The sequence below is a fragment of the Vibrio echinoideorum genome (genome assembly GCF_024347455.1).
Taxonomy (GTDB): Bacteria; Pseudomonadota; Gammaproteobacteria; order Enterobacterales; family Vibrionaceae; genus Vibrio; species Vibrio echinoideorum.
Genome location: NZ_AP025483.1, coordinates 3524825 through 3543347, shown reverse-complemented (window position 1 = coordinate 3543347; position 18523 = coordinate 3524825). Strand labels below are relative to the sequence as shown.

9 protein-coding genes, 10 tRNA genes and 2 rRNA genes are annotated in these 18523 nt (G+C 44.9%); 15 read left to right on the top strand and 6 right to left on the bottom strand.

Annotated features, from left to right (window positions below):
• Positions 1 to 42: 42 nt before the first annotated feature.
• From OCV36_RS16065 to OCV36_RS16035, 7 genes are all read left to right on the top strand, one after another.
• Positions 43 to 118: transfer RNA gene (locus OCV36_RS16065), tRNA-Glu, on the top strand.
• Between the two features lie 2 nt (positions 119 to 120).
• Positions 121 to 196 (top strand) — tRNA-Lys (locus OCV36_RS16060).
• A gap of 25 nt (positions 197 to 221) precedes the next feature.
• A tRNA-Ala gene (locus OCV36_RS16055) sits at positions 222 to 297 on the top strand.
• Between the two features lie 32 nt (positions 298 to 329).
• Positions 330 to 405: transfer RNA gene (locus tag OCV36_RS16050), tRNA-Val, on the top strand.
• Between the two features lie 328 nt (positions 406 to 733).
• Positions 734 to 3627, top strand: a 23S ribosomal RNA gene (locus tag OCV36_RS16045).
• Between the two features lie 97 nt (positions 3628 to 3724).
• Positions 3725 to 3840, top strand: a 5S ribosomal RNA gene (gene rrf, locus OCV36_RS16040).
• A gap of 71 nt (positions 3841 to 3911) precedes the next feature.
• A tRNA-Ser gene (locus tag OCV36_RS16035) sits at positions 3912 to 4002 on the top strand.
• Positions 4003 to 4121: 119 nt separating this feature from the next.
• Here the strand turns inward: OCV36_RS16035 and ilvY are convergent.
• Positions 4122 to 5012: an HTH-type transcriptional activator IlvY gene (gene ilvY, locus OCV36_RS16030; protein WP_102551027.1), complete on the bottom strand. Its 891-nt coding sequence runs from the start codon at positions 5010 to 5012 to the stop codon at positions 4122 to 4124.
• Positions 5013 to 5158: 146 nt separating this feature from the next.
• Here ilvY and ilvC point away from each other — a divergent pair, with 146 nt between their 5' ends.
• Complete coding sequence (gene ilvC, locus OCV36_RS16025) at positions 5159 to 6643, top strand: ketol-acid reductoisomerase (RefSeq protein WP_135455853.1); 1485 nt, start codon at positions 5159 to 5161, stop codon at positions 6641 to 6643.
• A gap of 161 nt (positions 6644 to 6804) precedes the next feature.
• On the opposite strand, the gene ubiK is transcribed toward ilvC, so the two are convergent.
• The 4 genes from ubiK to OCV36_RS16005 form a co-directional block, all read right to left on the bottom strand.
• The gene (gene ubiK, locus OCV36_RS16020) at positions 6805 to 7056 is read right to left on the bottom strand and encodes a ubiquinone biosynthesis accessory factor UbiK (RefSeq protein WP_017076479.1); all 252 of its coding nucleotides are present in this window, start codon (positions 7054 to 7056) and stop codon (positions 6805 to 6807) included.
• Between the two features lie 120 nt (positions 7057 to 7176).
• On the bottom strand, positions 7177 to 10299 hold the full coding sequence (locus OCV36_RS16015; RefSeq protein WP_017076480.1) for a multidrug efflux RND transporter permease subunit: 3123 nt from the start codon (positions 10297 to 10299) through the stop codon (positions 7177 to 7179).
• Between the two features lie 11 nt (positions 10300 to 10310).
• A complete protein-coding gene (locus OCV36_RS16010; RefSeq protein ID WP_017076481.1) occupies positions 10311 to 11417 on the bottom strand; it encodes an efflux RND transporter periplasmic adaptor subunit in 1107 nt (368 codons plus the stop codon).
• Between the two features lie 18 nt (positions 11418 to 11435).
• Positions 11436 to 12017 carry a TetR/AcrR family transcriptional regulator gene (locus OCV36_RS16005; RefSeq protein ID WP_135455851.1) on the bottom strand — a complete coding sequence of 194 codons (582 nt, stop codon included), beginning with the start codon at positions 12015 to 12017 and terminating at the stop codon, positions 11436 to 11438.
• 180 nt (positions 12018 to 12197) lie between these two features.
• Between OCV36_RS16005 and rep the strand changes: the two genes are divergently transcribed.
• Positions 12198 to 14216 (top strand): DNA helicase Rep, encoded by a 2019-nt coding sequence (rep, locus tag OCV36_RS16000; protein WP_017076483.1) that lies wholly within the window; start codon positions 12198 to 12200, stop codon positions 14214 to 14216.
• A gap of 86 nt (positions 14217 to 14302) precedes the next feature.
• Here rep and OCV36_RS15995 read toward each other — a convergent pair whose 3' ends face one another.
• Positions 14303 to 14716 carry a c-type cytochrome gene (locus OCV36_RS15995; RefSeq protein ID WP_029225255.1) on the bottom strand — a complete coding sequence of 138 codons (414 nt, stop codon included), beginning with the start codon at positions 14714 to 14716 and terminating at the stop codon, positions 14303 to 14305.
• 297 nt (positions 14717 to 15013) lie between these two features.
• Between OCV36_RS15995 and OCV36_RS15990 the strand changes: the two genes are divergently transcribed.
• The 6 genes from OCV36_RS15990 (at position 15014) to OCV36_RS15965 (ending at position 18491) form a co-directional block, all read left to right on the top strand.
• A tRNA-Arg gene (locus tag OCV36_RS15990) sits at positions 15014 to 15090 on the top strand.
• Between the two features lie 49 nt (positions 15091 to 15139).
• Positions 15140 to 15215: transfer RNA gene (locus OCV36_RS15985), tRNA-His, on the top strand.
• Positions 15216 to 15293: 78 nt separating this feature from the next.
• A tRNA-Pro gene (locus tag OCV36_RS15980) sits at positions 15294 to 15370 on the top strand.
• A gap of 43 nt (positions 15371 to 15413) precedes the next feature.
• Positions 15414 to 15489, top strand: a tRNA-His gene (locus tag OCV36_RS15975).
• 55 nt (positions 15490 to 15544) lie between these two features.
• Positions 15545 to 15621, top strand: a tRNA-Pro gene (locus tag OCV36_RS15970).
• Positions 15622 to 16763: 1142 nt separating this feature from the next.
• Positions 16764 to 18491, top strand: coding sequence for a dipeptide ABC transporter ATP-binding protein (locus OCV36_RS15965; protein ID WP_017075523.1), 1728 nt, complete (start codon positions 16764 to 16766; stop codon positions 18489 to 18491).
• Positions 18492 to 18523: the final 32 nt, after the last annotated feature.

Genomic DNA, 18523 nt, shown 5'->3' with positions numbered 1-18523 from the left:
CGAAGTTTGTTTTTACTTTTAAAGTAGAGATAAACTAGCAGTGTCCCGTTCGTCTAGAGGCCTAGGACACCGCCCTTTCACGGCGGTAACAGGGGTTCGACTCCCCTACGGGATACCATTGGGTCGTTAGCTCAGTTGGTAGAGCAGTTGACTTTTAATCAATTGGTCGCAGGTTCGAATCCTGCACGACCCACCATTTCCTCCCAAGGAAATAAAAATTTGGGGCTATAGCTCAGCTGGGAGAGCGCCTGCCTTGCACGCAGGAGGTCTGCGGTTCGATCCCGCATAGCTCCACCATTCTTTCTCCATGAAGGAATTAAAACTATCATGGGCGATTAGCTCAGTTGGGAGAGCACCTGCCTTACAAGCAGGGGGTCACTGGTTCGAGCCCGGTATCGCCCACCATCTTTAAACGTTCTTTGATGACAAAAGTCTGATGAGAGTCTTTAAAAATGGTTTTAATAGTTTAACGCTTTAAAACTCTTGCTCTTTAACAATTTGGAAAGCTGACTGATTGATTTACTTACGAGTAATTCAATCAAATTTAAAAGTTCTCAATGTTTATCTTTCATTAGATAAACACAACAAACACATTCAAGTGTCTTGTATTCGAATCAATGTTTACATTGATTCACAATTGAGTCCGGCAAACAGTCATTGAGAATTAACCCTTCTTAATGACAACCAAAAACCTTGGTTAGTTGCCATACACTAAGACCCTTTCGGGTTGTATGGTTAAGTGACTAAGCGTACACGGTGGATGCCTTGGCAGTCAGAGGCGATGAAGGACGTAATAACTTGCGATAAGCCCAGATTAGGTAGTAATAACCTTTTGAGTCTGGGATTTCCGAATGGGGAAACCCACGTGCATAAGCACGTATCCTGTTGTGAATACATAGCAACAGGAGGCAAACCGGGGGAACTGAAACATCTAAGTACCCCGAGGAAGAGAAATCAACCGAGATTCCGAAAGTAGCGGCGAGCGAAATTGGATTAGCCCTTAAGCTTTTAATGATGCAGGTGAAGAGTCTGGAAAGTCTCGCAATAAAGGGTGATAGCCCCGTAACCGACACATCATAATCAGTGAAAACGAGTAGGGCGGGACACGTGATATCCTGTCTGAATATGGGGGGACCATCCTCCAAGGCTAAATACTACTGACTGACCGATAGTGAACCAGTACCGTGAGGGAAAGGCGAAAAGAACCCCTGTGAGGGGAGTGAAATAGAACCTGAAACCGTGTACGTACAAGCAGTAGGAGCACCTTCGTGGTGTGACTGCGTACCTTTTGTATAATGGGTCAGCGACTTAATTTTAGTAGCAAGGTTAACCGTTTAGGGGAGCCGTAGGGAAACCGAGTCTTAACTGGGCGTACAGTTGCTAGGATTAGACCCGAAACCAGGTGATCTAGCCATGGGCAGGTTGAAGGTTGAGTAACATCAACTGGAGGACCGAACCGACTAATGTTGAAAAATTAGCGGATGACTTGTGGCTAGGGGTGAAAGGCCAATCAAACCTGGAGATAGCTGGTTCTCCCCGAAAGCTATTTAGGTAGCGCCTCGGACGAATACTACTGGGGGTAGAGCACTGTTAAGGCTAGGGGGTCATCCCGACTTACCAACCCTTTGCAAACTCCGAATACCAGTAAGTACTATCCGGGAGACACACGGCGGGTGCTAACGTCCGTCGTGGAGAGGGAAACAACCCAGACCGCCAGCTAAGGTCCCAAAGTATAGCTAAGTGGGAAACGATGTGGGAAGGCTCAGACAGCCAGGATGTTGGCTTAGAAGCAGCCATCATTTAAAGAAAGCGTAATAGCTCACTGGTCGAGTCGGCCTGCGCGGAAGATGTAACGGGGCTAAGCTATACACCGAAGCTGCGGCTACGTACCTTAGGGTATGTGGGGTAGGGGAGCGTTCTGTAAGCCGTTGAAGGTGGTCTGTAAGGGCTGCTGGAGGTATCAGAAGTGCGAATGCTGACATGAGTAACGATAAAGGGAGTGAAAAACTCCCTCGCCGGAAGACCAAGGGTTCCTGTCCAACGTTAATCGGGGCAGGGTAAGTCGACTCCTAAGGCGAGGCCGAAAGGCGTAGTCGATGGGAAACGGGTTAATATTCCCGTACTTCTTACAATTGCGATGGGGGGACGGAGAAGGCTAGGTGGGCCTGGCGACGGTTGTCCAGGTTCAAGTATGTAGGCGGGTGGTTTAGGTAAATCCGGACCACTACTAACGCTGAGATACGATGTCGAGCTACTACGGTAGTGAAGTCATTGATGCCATGCTTCCAGGAAAAGCCTCTAAGCTTCAGATTGTAAGGAATCGTACCCCAAACCGACACAGGTGGTCGGGTAGAGAATACCAAGGCGCTTGAGAGAACTCGGGTGAAGGAACTAGGCAAAATGGTACCGTAACTTCGGGAGAAGGTACGCTCTTATCAGTGAAGTCCCTTGCGGATGGAGCAGACGAGAGTCGCAGATACCAGGTGGCTGCAACTGTTTATTAAAAACACAGCACTGTGCAAAATCGTAAGATGACGTATACGGTGTGACGCCTGCCCGGTGCCGGAAGGTTAATTGATGGGGTTAGTCTTCGGACGAAGCTCTTGATCGAAGCCCCGGTAAACGGCGGCCGTAACTATAACGGTCCTAAGGTAGCGAAATTCCTTGTCGGGTAAGTTCCGACCTGCACGAATGGCGTAATGATGGCCACGCTGTCTCCACCCGAGACTCAGTGAAATTGAAATCGCTGTGAAGATGCAGTGTACCCGCGGCTAGACGGAAAGACCCCGTGAACCTTTACTACAGCTTGGCACTGAACATTGAACCTACATGTGTAGGATAGGTGGGAGACTATGAAATTGCGTCGCTAGATGTGATGGAGTCGTCCTTGAAATACCACCCTTGTAGTTTTGATGTTCTAACGTTGGTCCCTGAATCGGGATTACGGACAGTGCCTGGTGGGTAGTTTGACTGGGGCGGTCTCCTCCCAAAGAGTAACGGAGGAGCACGAAGGTGGGCTAAACACGGTTGGACATCGTGTGGTTAGTGCAATGGCATAAGCCCGCTTGACTGCGAGAATGACAATTCGAGCAGGTGCGAAAGCAGGTCATAGTGATCCGGTGGTTCTGAATGGAAGGGCCATCGCTCAACGGATAAAAGGTACTCCGGGGATAACAGGCTGATACCGCCCAAGAGTTCATATCGACGGCGGTGTTTGGCACCTCGATGTCGGCTCATCACATCCTGGGGCTGAAGTCGGTCCCAAGGGTATGGCTGTTCGCCATTTAAAGTGGTACGCGAGCTGGGTTTAGAACGTCGTGAGACAGTTCGGTCCCTATCTGCCGTGGGCGTTGGAAAATTGAAAGGGGCTGCTCCTAGTACGAGAGGACCGGAGTGGACGAACCTCTGGTGTTCGGGTTGTCATGCCAATGGCATTGCCCGGTAGCTAAGTTCGGAATCGATAACCGCTGAAAGCATCTAAGCGGGAAGCGAGCCTTGAGATGAGTTTTCCCTGGCACTATAAGTGTCCTAAAGGGTTGTCGTAGACTACGACGTTGATAGGCAGGGTGTGTAAGTGCTGCGAGGCATTGAGCTAACCTGTACTAATTGCCCGTGAGGCTTAACCATACAACACCCAAGGGGTTTTGTGGACTCAGATGTACCAGACCTTGAATGAGTTTGAAGAGAAATACTTTTAGATTAGCTTTCCGAATTTTAAAATTTGCTTGGCGACCATAGCATTGTGGACCCACCTGATTCCATGCCGAACTCAGAAGTGAAACACAATAGCGCCGATGGTAGTGTGGGGTTTCCCCATGTGAGAGTAGGACATCGCCAGGCTTTAAATATCGTTACCTGTATATACATGTAACAACATCTACAGTGTACTAATCTGTTGATGACAATTTGTTGGAGGGATGGCTGAGTGGTCGAAAGCACCGGTCTTGAAAACCGGCAACCGTTAATAGCGGTTCTAGGGTTCAAATCCCTATCCCTCCACCACCATTGAAAAGCCCGCTGAGAAATCAGCGGGCTTTTTTCTTATCTGCAATATGAAGAAATTAAAAAGAGAAGAGCACTGACGTGCTCTTCTCTTTTTGCTTACTGGAATCCCCTTCCGATTAGTCCGTCATATGTTTACCTTCTGCCACTCGCCAGAAAGCTCTTATAAGAGGGTTATCAAGCTGCGATCGCTTACAGCACACACCTAACTCAAATGGTTTGATCGGCTCTATCTTTAAGCGGTCGACTTTATCCCTTACTGGACTATTGTTAATCACTACATCAGGAGCAATACCAACTCCACAACCTAGTGCCACCATACTTACGATTGCTTCATGACCTGATACTTGAGCATAGATGCTAGGTTTTATCTTCATCTTTTTGAACCATGCATTGGCACGTTCACGCGCTGTACCTGCTTCTGGAATAATAAAAGGTATTTCATTCCAATTTGGTTTCTCGGATTGCAGTTGCTGGCTAAAGCTACTAACACCTGATGGGATTATTACGGAAAGAGGTATATCGCTGATGGTTTCAAATTCTAACCTTGAAGGGAGAATATCCGGTTTAGCTGAAATGGCGATATCAGCTTCATCGTTTAAAATCTTGTCGATGGATTGAGCGGGGTCACCAGTAGATAGCTTAAACTCGATATAAGGATGAATAGCTCTGAATTCGGTAATGAGCTCTGGTAGGTGACTATAGCTTGCGGTTACAGAACAGAAGATGCGGATCTCTCCTTTTAGTTCTTGTTCGCCACCCTTCAAATGAAGATTGTATTGCTGCCACTCCCCAACGATGTTTAATGCGACTGGAAGTAGATGTTTCCCTGAAGGAGTAAGGTCAACGCTTCGGTTATCTCTGATAAGCAGCTCTTGCCCTGTTTCTTCTTCAAGCTTTTGTATCTGACGGCTAAGTGCTGAAGGACTGACGTGCATAGCCGCAGCGGTTTTGCTGAAACTTTTGCTATCACATAAATGTATAAATAATTGAAGAGATTTTATGTTCATGTTTTGTGATCGTTTCCATGTTGCATTTATTGCAATAACTAATTGTGAATATATCACTTTCAGCAATGGAGTGTCTGTTTTAGTATGAAGTCATTCGATAGAGAGATATCGACCTTACGGACTTATTTTTAAAGGAGTGCCCTAGAATGGCTAACTATTTCAATACATTAAACCTTCGTGAACAACTAGACCAATTAGGTCGTTGCCGCTTTATGGATCGTGAAGAATTCGCGACGGAAGCTGAATATCTTGAAGGTAAGAAGATCGTAATTGTTGGTTGTGGTGCTCAAGGCCTAAACCAAGGTCTAAACATGCGTGATTCTGGCTTAGACGTATCTTATGCATTACGCCAAGCTGCAATTGATGAGAAGCGTCAATCATTCAAAAATGCTGACGAGAATGGCTTCGTAGTAGGTAGCTACGAAACGCTAATCCCACAAGCTGATCTTGTGATTAACCTTACTCCTGATAAGCAGCACACCAATGTAGTTGAGACGATAATGCCTCTAATGAAGCAAGGTGCTGCTCTTGGTTACTCTCATGGTTTCAACGTTGTTGAAGAAGGCATGCAATTACGTGACGATCTTACGGTTGTTATGGTTGCTCCTAAGTGTCCAGGTTCTGAAGTACGTGAAGAGTACAAGCGTGGCTTCGGTGTTCCAACACTGATCGCTGTTCACCCAGAAAACGACCCTAAGGGCGAAGGCTGGGATATCGCTAAAGCTTGGGCTGCTGGTACTGGTGGTCACCGTGCTGGTTGTCTAGAGTCTTCTTTCGTCGCTGAAGTTAAATCTGACCTTATGGGTGAGCAAACTATTCTTTGTGGCATGCTACAAGCTGGTTCTATCGTATCTTACGAGAAGATGATTGCTGACGGTATTGAACCAGGTTACGCAGGTAAACTTCTACAATATGGTTGGGAAACGATCACTGAAGCACTTAAGTTTGGTGGCGTGACTCACATGATGGATCGTCTATCTAACCCAGCTAAAGTTAAAGCGTTTGAGCTTTCTGAAGAACTAAAAGACCTAATGCGTCCGCTTTACAACAAGCATATGGATGACATCATCTCTGGTCACTTCTCTAGCACGATGATGGCTGACTGGGCTAACGATGACGTGAACCTACTAGGCTGGCGTGAAGAGACAGGCGAAACTGCATTCGAAAATTACCCAACTTCTGACGTAGAAATATCAGAGCAAGAGTATTTCGATAACGGTATCCTAATGGTTGCTATGGTTCGTGCCGGTGTTGAGCTAGCATTCGAAGCCATGACTGCATCTGGTATCGTTGATGAGTCTGCTTATTACGAGTCTTTACATGAGCTTCCACTAATCGCAAACACTGTTGCTCGTAAGCGTCTTTACGAAATGAACGTAGTAATCTCTGATACAGCTGAGTACGGTAACTACCTATTCGCTAACGTAGCGACACCGCTACTACGTGAGAAGTTCATGCCTTCAGTAGCAACTGACGTAATCGGCCGCGGTCTAGGTGAAACATCTAACCAAGTTGATAACGCTACGCTAATCGAAGTAAATGAAGCTATCCGTAATCACCCTGTAGAGTACATTGGTGAAGAGCTACGTAGCTACATGAGTGACATGAAGCGTATCGCTGTAGGCGGTTAATCTTCAGCTCATAACTGAATGAAAAAAGCCCTGAACATTTGTTCGGGGCTTTTTTATGTCTGCCGCATAACCTTAAGAAGGTTATTTGGTTAAGGGATAAAAAATAAAGGCTTACCTGAAGGTAAGCCTTTATTCGAACTTGAACTGATCAAAGCTAATTATTACTTATCTGAAAGCTTTGCTTCTAAGTCAGTTAGCTTTTGTTCCATTTCAGTTAGTTTCTGGCGTGTGCGCAGCAATACTTGAGTTTGAACATCAAACTCTTCACGGCTTACAACATCTAACTTATTCAGTTGGCCTTGGATAACTTGGCGAACTTTTTGATCTACGTCTGAACCAAGCTCTTTTACTGGTTGAGGCATAGAATCGTGAATCTGTTTAGCAATTTGCTCTAGCTTTTTTGGATCAAACATATCAATTAAAACTCCTGACTATTTACCACTATTCTATTTAATCACACTTGAGATGTCGCCTATAGCGTATAAAAAAAGGCCACCGAAGTAGCCTTTTTAATTATTAATACGATTTAGCGATTACTTGTTGTCAGCTAATTCTCTGTGTGCTGCTTTTGCTTCATCGACGCGAGCTAGTTTTTCTAGGTCTTTGTCTTCAACAAATACAGGTAGAGGCTTGTGTTTCTCAGCCAAGTAACTGTATATCACAGGCAGTACAAATAGCGTGAAGATAGTACCAATCGCCAGACCAGCTACGATTACGATACCGATACTAAAGCGTTGAGCAGCACCTGCACCACTTGCGTACATCAATGGAACTAGGCCCGCGATCATCGCAGCAGTTGTCATCAGGATTGGACGAAGACGAACCTTCGCAGCTTCCATTACTGCCTCAATACGAGTCTTGTGATTGTGTAGCTGTTCTTCTTTTGCTACCTCACAGATCAAGATACCGTGCTTGGTAATCAGACCCACCAAGGTGATCAACCCAACTTGCGAGTAGATGTTCATCGTTGCCGCACCCCATGCCAGAGCAATGAGGGCACCACAGATCGCAAGTGGTACAGATACCATGATAACTAAAGGATCTTTAAGAGATTCGAACTGAATCGCCAATACCAAGAAGATGATAGCCAGTGCCAAACCAAAGGTCGCATACAGTGCGCTACCTTCTGTTACATATTGGCGCGCTTCACCCATGTAATCGTGGTTGTAGCCACTTGGAAGCTTATTCGCTGCCGTGTCTTCAAACCAAGCAATTGCATCACCCATCGCAGCGCCTGGAGCGGGTACAGCACCAATAGTTGCTGAGTTCAATTGGTTGAAGTGAGGAAGAGAACGAGGCTCTGCCACAACATCAATCGTAATCAAACTACCTAGAGGAACAGCGTTACCGTCTGCAGCACGTACGTAGTAGTTGTTCATCGACTCTGGATTCAAACGGAACTTACGTTCAACTTGAGGGATAACCTCATAAGATCGGCCATTCAAGTCGATACGGTTTACGTAGCCATCAGACATCATAGTACCAAGCGTGATACCGATATCTTGCATGGTCACGCCGTATGCGCCTGCTTTATCTTTGTCGATGTGTACTTTCATCGTTGCTGAATCGTAATTCAGATCCAAATCTGAATAAACGAACAGCGGATTTGAAGCTACATCCGCCAAGATGTCAGTCGTGATTTGGAACAAGCTTTCAAAACTGTTTGGTGTGGTAATTACAAACTGAATTGGAAGACCTGAGCCTGCACCTGGTAGTTCTGGCATTTGGAATGCAGTGACGGCCATTCCTGGAACATCTTTCACCAAAGTACCAACGCGGTTAGCTACGTCTGACTGGCTTGCTTCTCGCTCACTCCAAGGAACCATAGATGCGATACCAAATGCTTGGTTTGCATTAGGCACCCCAGTAAATACCTGTGCGTAAGCAACTTCTGGCTGATCAGACAGAATTTTGTTTACGTCATTCATGGTATTTTGCATGAAGTCTAAGTTCGCATTCGATGGTGCTGTACCCATCAGCATGATTACACCTTTATCTTCTGAAGGTGCTAATTCGCTAGGGATGAACTTGAACAACAACGGCAAGCTTGCAAATACGATAACAGCAAAGCCAATGAATACTGGACGATGTTGCATTACCGCGCCAAGCATACGCTCATAACGGTTAGTCATACCATCCAGTACACTATGTACTTTCTTTTCAAACTTGCTCGGCTCAGCGTGAGCTTTCAGCATTTTTGAACACATCATTGGTGATAACGTCAATGCCACAATGCCCGAGACAAAAACAGCACCGGCCAGAGTTAACGCAAACTCTTTAAATAGTGAGCCTGTGATACCACCCATCATTGCGATCGGTGCGTAAACCGCGCCTAGCGTTAGCGTCATTGCGATAACAGGTACCGCGATTTCACGAGTACCTATGATGGCAGCTCGGAACGGTGACTCCCCGAGCTTGATATGCCGGTCGACGTTTTCGAGTACAACGATCGCATCATCTACCACCAAACCGATGGCCAGTACCATTGCCAGGAGCGTCATCAGGTTCCAAGAGAAGCCCATCGCCTGCATTACCATAGCCACACCAATTAAAGACAGTGGGATGGTAACGATAGGTATCAGTACTGCTCGGAATGAACCTAAGAACAGCGTAATTACAATCAATACGATCAAAGCCGCTTCAAGAATTGTTTTTATAACCTCTTGAATTGACTCGTTAATTGCAATCGTAGAATCGTACATTACGTTCATTGAGATGTTGCTCGGAAGGTTCTTCTCTAATTGAGGAAGAAGTTCCAGAACATCGGCTGCAATATTGATAGGGTTGGCACTTGGTGCCGCATTAATCGCGGCAACAACCGCTTCTTGGCCATTGGCACTTGCGCGGTAGATATCGTGACTTTTCTCTAGAGAAACCTTAGCAATGTCAGACAGGCGAATAATCTCACCCTCACCACTTTTAACGACTAAGTTCTCTAGCTCTTCAGTGTTCGAAACTTGCGTGTCGGCACTGCCGTTATAAAGAACAAATTCACCCGTTGCTTGACCTGTTGCTGATTGGTAGTTGTTAGAGTTTAGTACCGTCATTACATCAGATGCAGTCAGGTTAACAGCGGCCATTTTTGATGGGTCAAGCCACACGCGTAGAGCGTATTTCATACCACCGTATAGGTCGACTTTAGATACACCATTGACCGTAAATAGCTGCGGGTTGATTACGCGCTCTAGATAATCGGTAATTTGGCTCGATACCAACTCATCACTGGTAAAACCAATGTAGAGTACAGCCGTCGTTGAACCTGTAGACATAGTTACTGTTGGATCTTCGGCTTCTTTAGGGAGCTGAGAACGTACAGAGTTTGTCTTGGCCAGTATGTCAGACAGTGCTGCATTCGGGTCGGTGTTCAACTTCATGTTGACGGTAATCGTTGAACTACCTAACACAGAAGAAGAAGTCATATAGTCGATATTATCCGCTTGAGCCACAGCCTGTTCGAGGGGCTGGGTAATAAAGCCTTGGATAAGATCGGCACTTGCACCGTAGTAACTCGTGGTCACGGTTACTACGGTATTCGTCATTTCAGGGTATTCACGCACCTGCATTTTGAAGATTGCTTGTAAGCCAAGCAGAGCAATCAAAAAGCTGATGGATACCGCTAGAACTGGACGTTTAATAAAAACATCAGTAAAGCGCATTGTGCCTCCAGTTACAGCTTAGGTGTTTCAGATGGTGGAGTGATTGCATCACTTTCAACAATCTTAACTTTGGCGCCGTTACTTAGACGTACTTGGCCAGAAGTTACAACCGTATCGCCGGCTTTAACACCTTCAAGGATATGTGCGATATCCGCTGTTCTCTCACCAACTTTCACAACATGTTGAGCAACACGTTGAACGCCGTCTTCTTCCGTTAGGATGTAAACATTGTCACCATATAGAGTGAAAGTAATCGCTGTTTGAGGCAACGTTACTTGGTTCTCTAGCTTAGGCAGAATGATGTTAGCGCGAGCGAACATGCCGCTACGAAGTTGGCCATCATTGTTTGGAATATCCGCTTGAACTTGAATAAGACCACTTTGGATACTTACCGCTGGTTCAATGGCACTAATAGAGCCTTCAAACGGTTTCTCCGGGTAAGCATCAACAAAGATGTCGATAGCCTGACCAACATTGATACGAGAGATATCTGTTTGAGATACAGTAAAGCGTAGGCGCATCACACTGGTATCTTCTAAACGAACGATATCTGTACCTGATTGCAGGTATTGACCTAGGTACACGTTACGAATACCCACTTTGCCATCGAAAGGAGCGCGAATTTCACGACGTTCGATAGATGCTTTTAGGCTTTCAATATCAGCCGATAGAGAGTAGAAGTTTGCTTCTGCTTCATCGTATGCTTCTTTTGAAATAGAGCCTTTCTTAAACAGACCTTGGTAGCGTTTGTATTTTGCTTTTGCTGCAGGCAGGCGAGCTTCAGAACTCTTTAGGTTTGCCTTTTCTACGCCAGAATCAAGACGAACAAGAAGTTGGTCATTTTTAACATCAGTTCCTGAACCAAAAGAGATTTGGTCAATAACACCGCTGGTTTCATTCGCTAGCGTGACACCTTGATTTGGTTCAATGAAGCCGATTGCTTCAATCACAGGAACCCAGTCGATCGGCTGAACCTCAGTAACCGTTACTGGAAACTCTGGCTCAGGGCGGTTGGCCATAAACTCAGCAATTTTTTGTTGTTTGAACATGTTGAACCCAATAACGCTGCCGAAAAGCAGTACAGCGATGAATAACATGAAGAAAGTCCACTTTTTCATTATGGTCAGAACTCCGATCTAGTGTTTAATTATTGCGTCCCAACTGGCTTCTATTGCAGATTCTAATTCTGCCTCGTCGAGTTGGTAAAATCCTAAAGAATGCTTGCGTGCTAGAGATACGCTAGCCGCTAAGCTCAAGCCACCTAATACTTCGTTATTAAGTGGTTTAAACAGTCCTTGCTCTTTACCTTCATTAAATAACAGCTCAACTTGGGCAAACATTTCACGTTCTAGTTCCCTGAAGTTTAGGCTATTTTTGATGGGTAGAGAGTCATATTGAACCCGGTTTTTTATCGCGGCTAAGTTCGTTCCTGCTAAGTTCCATATGTTTAACCACATCGTACGATAGCGTTGTTTAATTGGATCCGAATCATTAACCCCTTCTTGAACAGCATCTGCTACCCGTTGAGTCACGAGCACTCGAACATCATCGATCAAGTGATTTTTATCGTCGAAGTAGCGGTAGATAGTGCCTGCAGCCACTCCTGCTTCTTTTGCTAATTTTTGCATTGAAAGGCCTTGAAAACCGACCTCTGCAATTAGCTTTTCAGCGGCAGAAAGTATTTGTTGGCGTTTATCCTGAGGTGCATGAGTTGTCATCTTTCAATCACCAATGAATGAACGTTCATTCATTATAGCCCAAGAACCATACACATGTGCAACAAAGTTTTACACAAACACCGTAAAAATCTTGTATAAGAGAACGTAGCATTCGTGCTATTGCAGCATTATTATAGGCGCGCAATTTAATTCGCCCCTCTAGACCAAATTGAGAATCAAATGAGACTGAACCCAAGACAAGATGAAGCCGTGAAGTATGTTTCTGGTCCCTGCTTAGTATTAGCGGGCGCTGGATCGGGTAAAACACGTGTTATCACCAACAAGATTGCTTACTTGGTTCAAGAGTGTGGCTACAAGGCTCGTAATATTGCAGCGGTAACCTTTACCAATAAAGCGGCACGTGAGATGAAAGAGCGTGTAGGGCAGAGCTTAGGGAAAAATGAATCGAAAGGGTTGATCGTTTCTACCTTTCATACCATGGGGCTAACTATCATTCGCCGCGAGTACAAAGCTCTGGGCCTTAAAGCGGGCTTCTCGCTGTTTGATGACCAAGATCAGTTAGCTCTACTTAAAGAACTAACCGAAACACAGATCGATGGTGATAAGGATCTGCTACGTTCTTTGATGAGTACAATCTCAAATTGGAAAAATGACATGCTGACGCCAGATCAAGCGAAAGCAAGAGCTCAAGGCGAACAAGAACAGCTTTTTGCATTCTGTTTTGAGATGTATCAGAAACAGATGAAGGCATACAACGCGCTCGATTTTGATGATCTGATTGCGATGCCTGTATTGTTACTGAAAACCAATCAAGAAGTGCGTGAGCGCTGGCAGTCTCGCATTCGCTATTTACTGGTCGATGAGTACCAAGATACCAATACCAGCCAATATGAGTTGGTTCGTTTATTGGTGGGAGAACGTGGTCGTTTGACGGTAGTAGGTGATGATGACCAATCTATTTACTCATGGCGTGGCGCAAAGCCGCAAAACTTGGTTTTGCTAGGTGAGGATTACCCGAACCTTCGTTTAATCAAACTAGAGCAAAACTATCGTTCAACCAGTCGCATCTTGCGTGCGGCGAATATCTTGATCGCTAATAACCCTCACGTCTATGAGAAGTCATTGTTCTCTGAAATTCCGGACGGTGAAAAACTCAAGGTATTGAATGCTAAGAATGAAGAGCATGAAGCTGAGCGTATTACCGGCGAGATCATCGCCCACAAGTTTTTGAATCGCACAGAATACAAAGATTACGCAGTGCTTTACCGAGGTAATCATCAGTCGCGCTTGATTGAAAAAGCCCTGATGCAGAACCGTGTACCTTACAAGATCTCTGGCGGTACATCTTTCTTCGCTAGAGCTGAGATTAAAGACATCATGGCTTACCTACGAGTGTTGGTGAACCCTGATGATGACAACGCCTTCCTGCGTATTGTAAACACGCCACGTCGTGAGATTGGCCCGGTGACTTTAGAGAAGCTAGGCAGTTACGCCAACATGCGTGGTAAGAGCCTGTATGAAGCAAGCTTTGAGATGGGATTGGAACAAACATTGACTGGGCGAGGTTTAGAAAACCTGCGTCGCTTCGGCGATTGGATTGTTCGAATTTCAGATAATGCTGAACGTGGTAATACAGTTGAGGCGGTTCGATCTTTGGTTCGTGACATCAATTACGAAGATTGGCTCTACGAAACCTCTCCAAGCCCGAAGGCCGCAGAGATGCGAATGAAGAACGTGTCTGATCTCTATAGCTGGATTGTGGCCGACCTCGAAGGTGATAACTATGATAAAGAAGAGAAGACGCTACGCGAGGTTGTTCAACGTTTAACTTTACGCGACATGATGGAGCGCGGAGAAGATAATGATGATGCAGACCAAGTTCAACTAATGACATTGCACGCTTCGAAAGGTCTAGAGTTTCCGTATGTATTCTTAATGGGGGCTGAAGAGGGTATTTTGCCTCACCAAACCAGTGTCGATGAAGGTAACGTAGAAGAAGAACGTCGCTTAATGTATGTAGGCATAACCCGCGCACAGAAAGAACTCACCTTTACCAAATGTCGTGAACGCCGTCAGTACGGTGAATTGATTAAGCCAACACAAAGCCGTTTTCTTGATGAGCTGCCTCATGATGACGTTGAATGGGAGAGCGTGAAGAAGCCACAATCAGCAGAAGAAAGAATGGAAAAAGGGCAGGCGCATATTGCAAATATTCGCGCGATGTTCAATAAGAAGTGATGTTTGGCTCTAAATCGAGACCAATAAAAAGGTGACCATGAGGTCACCTTTTTTGAATTTGGCATTTTTAATTACAGATCGGTAAATTACAGACCAGCAATCATGTGCTCGATAGCATCTTTGATTTCGTCGTCTGAACAGTCCATACATGAACCTTTCGCTGGCATTGCATTAAAGCCGTTGATTGCGTGGTTAGCTAGAATGTCGCGGCCTTGAGCAATACGAGGACCCCAGTCACCAGCATCACCAGTTTTAGGTGCGCCACTTACGCCAGATGCGTGACAAGCGATACAAAAGGTACCGTAAACTGCTGCGCCATCACGAGGGCCTGTAGGTTCAGCGACTACTGGCTCACTGCCGATTAGGTATACTTGACCAACTGGTTTGATGCGCTCAGCAATTGCATCTTGCTCTGCTTCGCTTAGGCCTGAAGCCATTGCGCCAGTTGAAAAGGTTAAAACTGCGATGACAACGCTTAAAATTCGACGAGACATATCCATTAAACTCACTTTACATTCCCAAGGTAAGTGCATGCTTACCAATTTATAGTGTTGGAAGGGTGTTTTGGTTTGAGCAGCAAAGAGCAACTGTTAAACCAATGTAAATAATGGGTGATTATATCCCGATAAGTTGTTGCAATAAACAACAACTTATAAGCTGTGGCGGGTTGTAGTACTCAAATAAGGGGTTTATCACATATTAACTGTCGAAAAAGAGACCAAACAGAAAAAAAAGTTAAAAAAGTACTAGACGGCATTAGGTGATATACGTATTATTCCACTCCGCCGACAGGGCATGCGCCTGTAGCTCAGCTGGATAGAGCGTTGGCCTCCGGAGCCAAAGGCCGAAGGTTCGAATCCTTTCAGGCGCGCCATCCGGTCTCTTACTTCGGTAAGTGAGAATTGGCAAAAAAAGAAACAATGGTGGCTATAGCTCAGTTGGTAGAGCCCTGGATTGTGATTCCGGTGGTCGCGAGTTCGAATCTCGTTAGCCACCCCATTCTTTCTTTACAGAATAAAACGGTAGCTTAGGCTTCCAGTGTTGACTCATTATACCCAAGAGTCGAGACAAAAAAGTCGGTGAATAGCGCAGCTTGGTAGCGCATCTGGTTTGGGACCAGAGGGTCGGGGGTTCGAATCCCTCTTCACCGACCACTATTTCAATAATCGCTTTTAGCGGTTATATAAAAAATTAGTGGTGGCTATAGCTCAGTTGGTAGAGCCCTGGATTGTGATTCCGGTGGTCGCGAGTTCGAATCTCGTTAGCCACCCCATTAATTTTGGTAACTTCTTTGAAGTTCCCAGTTTGAGAAATCAAACGAAACGTCTCGGTGAATAGCGCAGCTTGGTAGCGCATCTGGTTTGGGACCAGAGGGTCGGGGGTTCGAATCCCTCTTCACCGACCACCTTTAAGAAAGCTCATCAGAAATGATGAGCTTTTTTTCATCTGTAGATCACTAGATTGGAACCCAAGTGGGGTTCGCCTGATGTCCAAAGAATGTCTCTTCACCGATCACTTAAGAAGCCCCGTCAGAAATGACGGGGCTTTTTTAGGCCTGGAATTTAGATAATTTGAGACCAGAGGGCCGTGGGCTGGATCGCCAGTCCGCAGGGAGCCCTGCCGCGCCGAATCTCTCTTCACCGACCACATTAAGAAGCCACAGTCGAAAGACTGGGGCTTTTTTCCATTTGGAATTTAGATAGTTTGGGACCAGAAGGTCGGTGGGCTGGATTGCCAGTCCGATCGAGTCATTCTCCAACGATTGATTTAAGTGTTGAAAACCTATCTATTTCGGCAGATTACCTACTAACACATTAATCAAATTCCCCTTTCATACAAGCCTGAATTGCTAGCCTTTCTAAGGTTGTTGGATCTGTATACAGGGTTTTCCTTTATTAAATCAGCAGATCTATATCGAATTTTATATAAAATAACCGCTCAATAATTCGACAAACTGATTGGTTTGGTCTAAAGATTCTTACGAAAAGCGAAATCTAACCCTAAATCTGCTCGCTAAGGCCTGTATTTAACAGCTTTCTTCGCATCAAATAGCTCTAAATCTTCTCTGATTTAGTAAACCTCTCATTTTACTATTTTGTATTTACAGGGTTTATTTTAATAGTGATAAGTATTGGTTATTAATTCGTATCTGGTTGTTTTGTTTGTTTAAATTTAATAAAACAGCGTTTGTTTCTATAATGTTAATTGTTTTTTTGGAATAATTATTTGTTTTTTGTGACTGACAGTGAGATCTGCTCTGAACGATTGATTTAACTCTACAAGCAAGTTGTAGTAAGGGGTTTGTGAGTGTTTATCACCATGAGTAGAATGTTGATTTTTATTACTATATGCTCTTTGGGTGAATAGTTATGTGGTGCTTTTGCTTGCTAAGCGTTCAATGTCGACTTTTTATCCTATTTTTGTTGCTTTTCTGTGAATTATTTGCCAAATTGTCAACCGTATAAAATATCAGAACAATATTCTGGTAAGAATGGATTCAATTTTGCAGACAGGGCAGAAAGCTGCCAAAGCAGTAGAGGTCTGGTAATGTCACTTTTAGAAGTAAAAAATCTTCGTATCGAATACCCATCTCGCCATGGAGTACACGCAGCAGTAAAATCTCTTTCGTTCAATATTGAACGTGGTGAGATTGTTGGCGTTGTCGGTGAGTCTGGTGCAGGTAAATCAACAGTAGGTAATGCTGTGATCGATTTGCTGAGCCCCCCTGGCCGCATTGCTAGCGGCGAGGTATTTCTTGATGGCGAGAAAATCTCAGGTTTGTCTCCAGAGCAGATGCGTTCAGTTCGCGGTTCAAAAATTGGATTTATCTTCCAAGACCCAATGACTTCTCTTAACCCTCTATTCACAGTAGAACAGCAGTTAAAAGAAACGATTCATGCCAACATGAAGGTGTCGGATCAAGAAGCCTACCAACGCTCTTTAGACTTGATGAACCAAGTCGGTATCCCGCAACCAGAAAATCGCTTAAAGCAGTATCCACACCAATTCTCTGGCGGCATGCGTCAGCGTGTTGTTATCGCGATCGCATTGGCAGGTGAACCTGACCTTATTATTGCGGATGAACCAACAACGGCACTGGATGTTTCTATCCAAGATCAGATTTTGGGTTTGATTCGCGATCTATGTATTAAGAAAAACGTAGGCTGTATGTTGGTTACGCACGACATGGGCGTAGTATCCAACGTAACGGACCGTGTAGCAGTAATGTATCGCGGTGATTTGGTTGAGTTTGGCCCAACGGCGAAAGTACTTGGCACTCCTGAACACCCATACACACACAGCCTGATCTCTGCGGTTCCTCGTTCAGATCGTAAGCTCGATCGTTTCCCTCTTGTTAGCTACATAGAAGACGCGCAAGAAATGGAACCATTGGATGTGAAAAACCACTGGTTAGGTCAAAGCCAAGATCATCGTGATTACACTGGCCCTTTGTTGAATGTTGAAAACGTGAATCTACGCTTTACGACGAAAGATTCATTTTTTGAGAGTCGTCGTGAGTATGTTCAAGCGTCAAACAACGTAAGCTTTGAAGTTCATGAAGGTGAGACTTTTGGTCTTGTTGGTGAATCTGGCTCAGGTAAATCAACAATTGCTCGAGTGATTGCTGGTTTGTACGCGCCAAACTCAGGAAAAGTAACGTTTGAAGGCGTTGACCTTACTGGACTTAAATCTGAAAAAGAACGTCGTCCAATGCGTCGTCAAATGCAGATGGTTTTCCAAAACCCTTATACATCAATGAACCCTCGAATGAAGATATTCGATATCATTGCTGAGCCTATCCGATTCCATAAGTTAACTCGCAACGAAAATGAAACTCGTCAGATCGTTAACGACCTGCTAGAGCACGTTGGTTTAGGTTTAATGGCTGGGGTTAAATACCCACACGAATTCTCAGGTGGCCAACGTCAGCGTATTTCTATTGCTCGCGCTTTGGCAACTCGTCCACGTCTTCTAATTTGTGATGAGCCAACATCGGCACTGGATGTGTCGGTTCAGGCGCAAATTCTTAATCTATTGAAAGATTTACAAGATGAGCTGAATCTAACGATGCTGTTTATCAGTCACGATTTACCGGTTATTCGCCAAATGTGTGACCGAGTAGGCGTGATGCAAATGGGGACACTGCTGGAGGTTGCTCCAACTGAGCAATTGTTCCAATCGCCTCAACACGAATACAGCAAACACCTAATTTCTTTGATGCCTGAATTTACGGGATTAAGAGAAGAAAAAGCAGTGGCACAAGCCGCGGTATAAAAATAAGTGGGTTGGAGTTTAGCCTGCTAAAA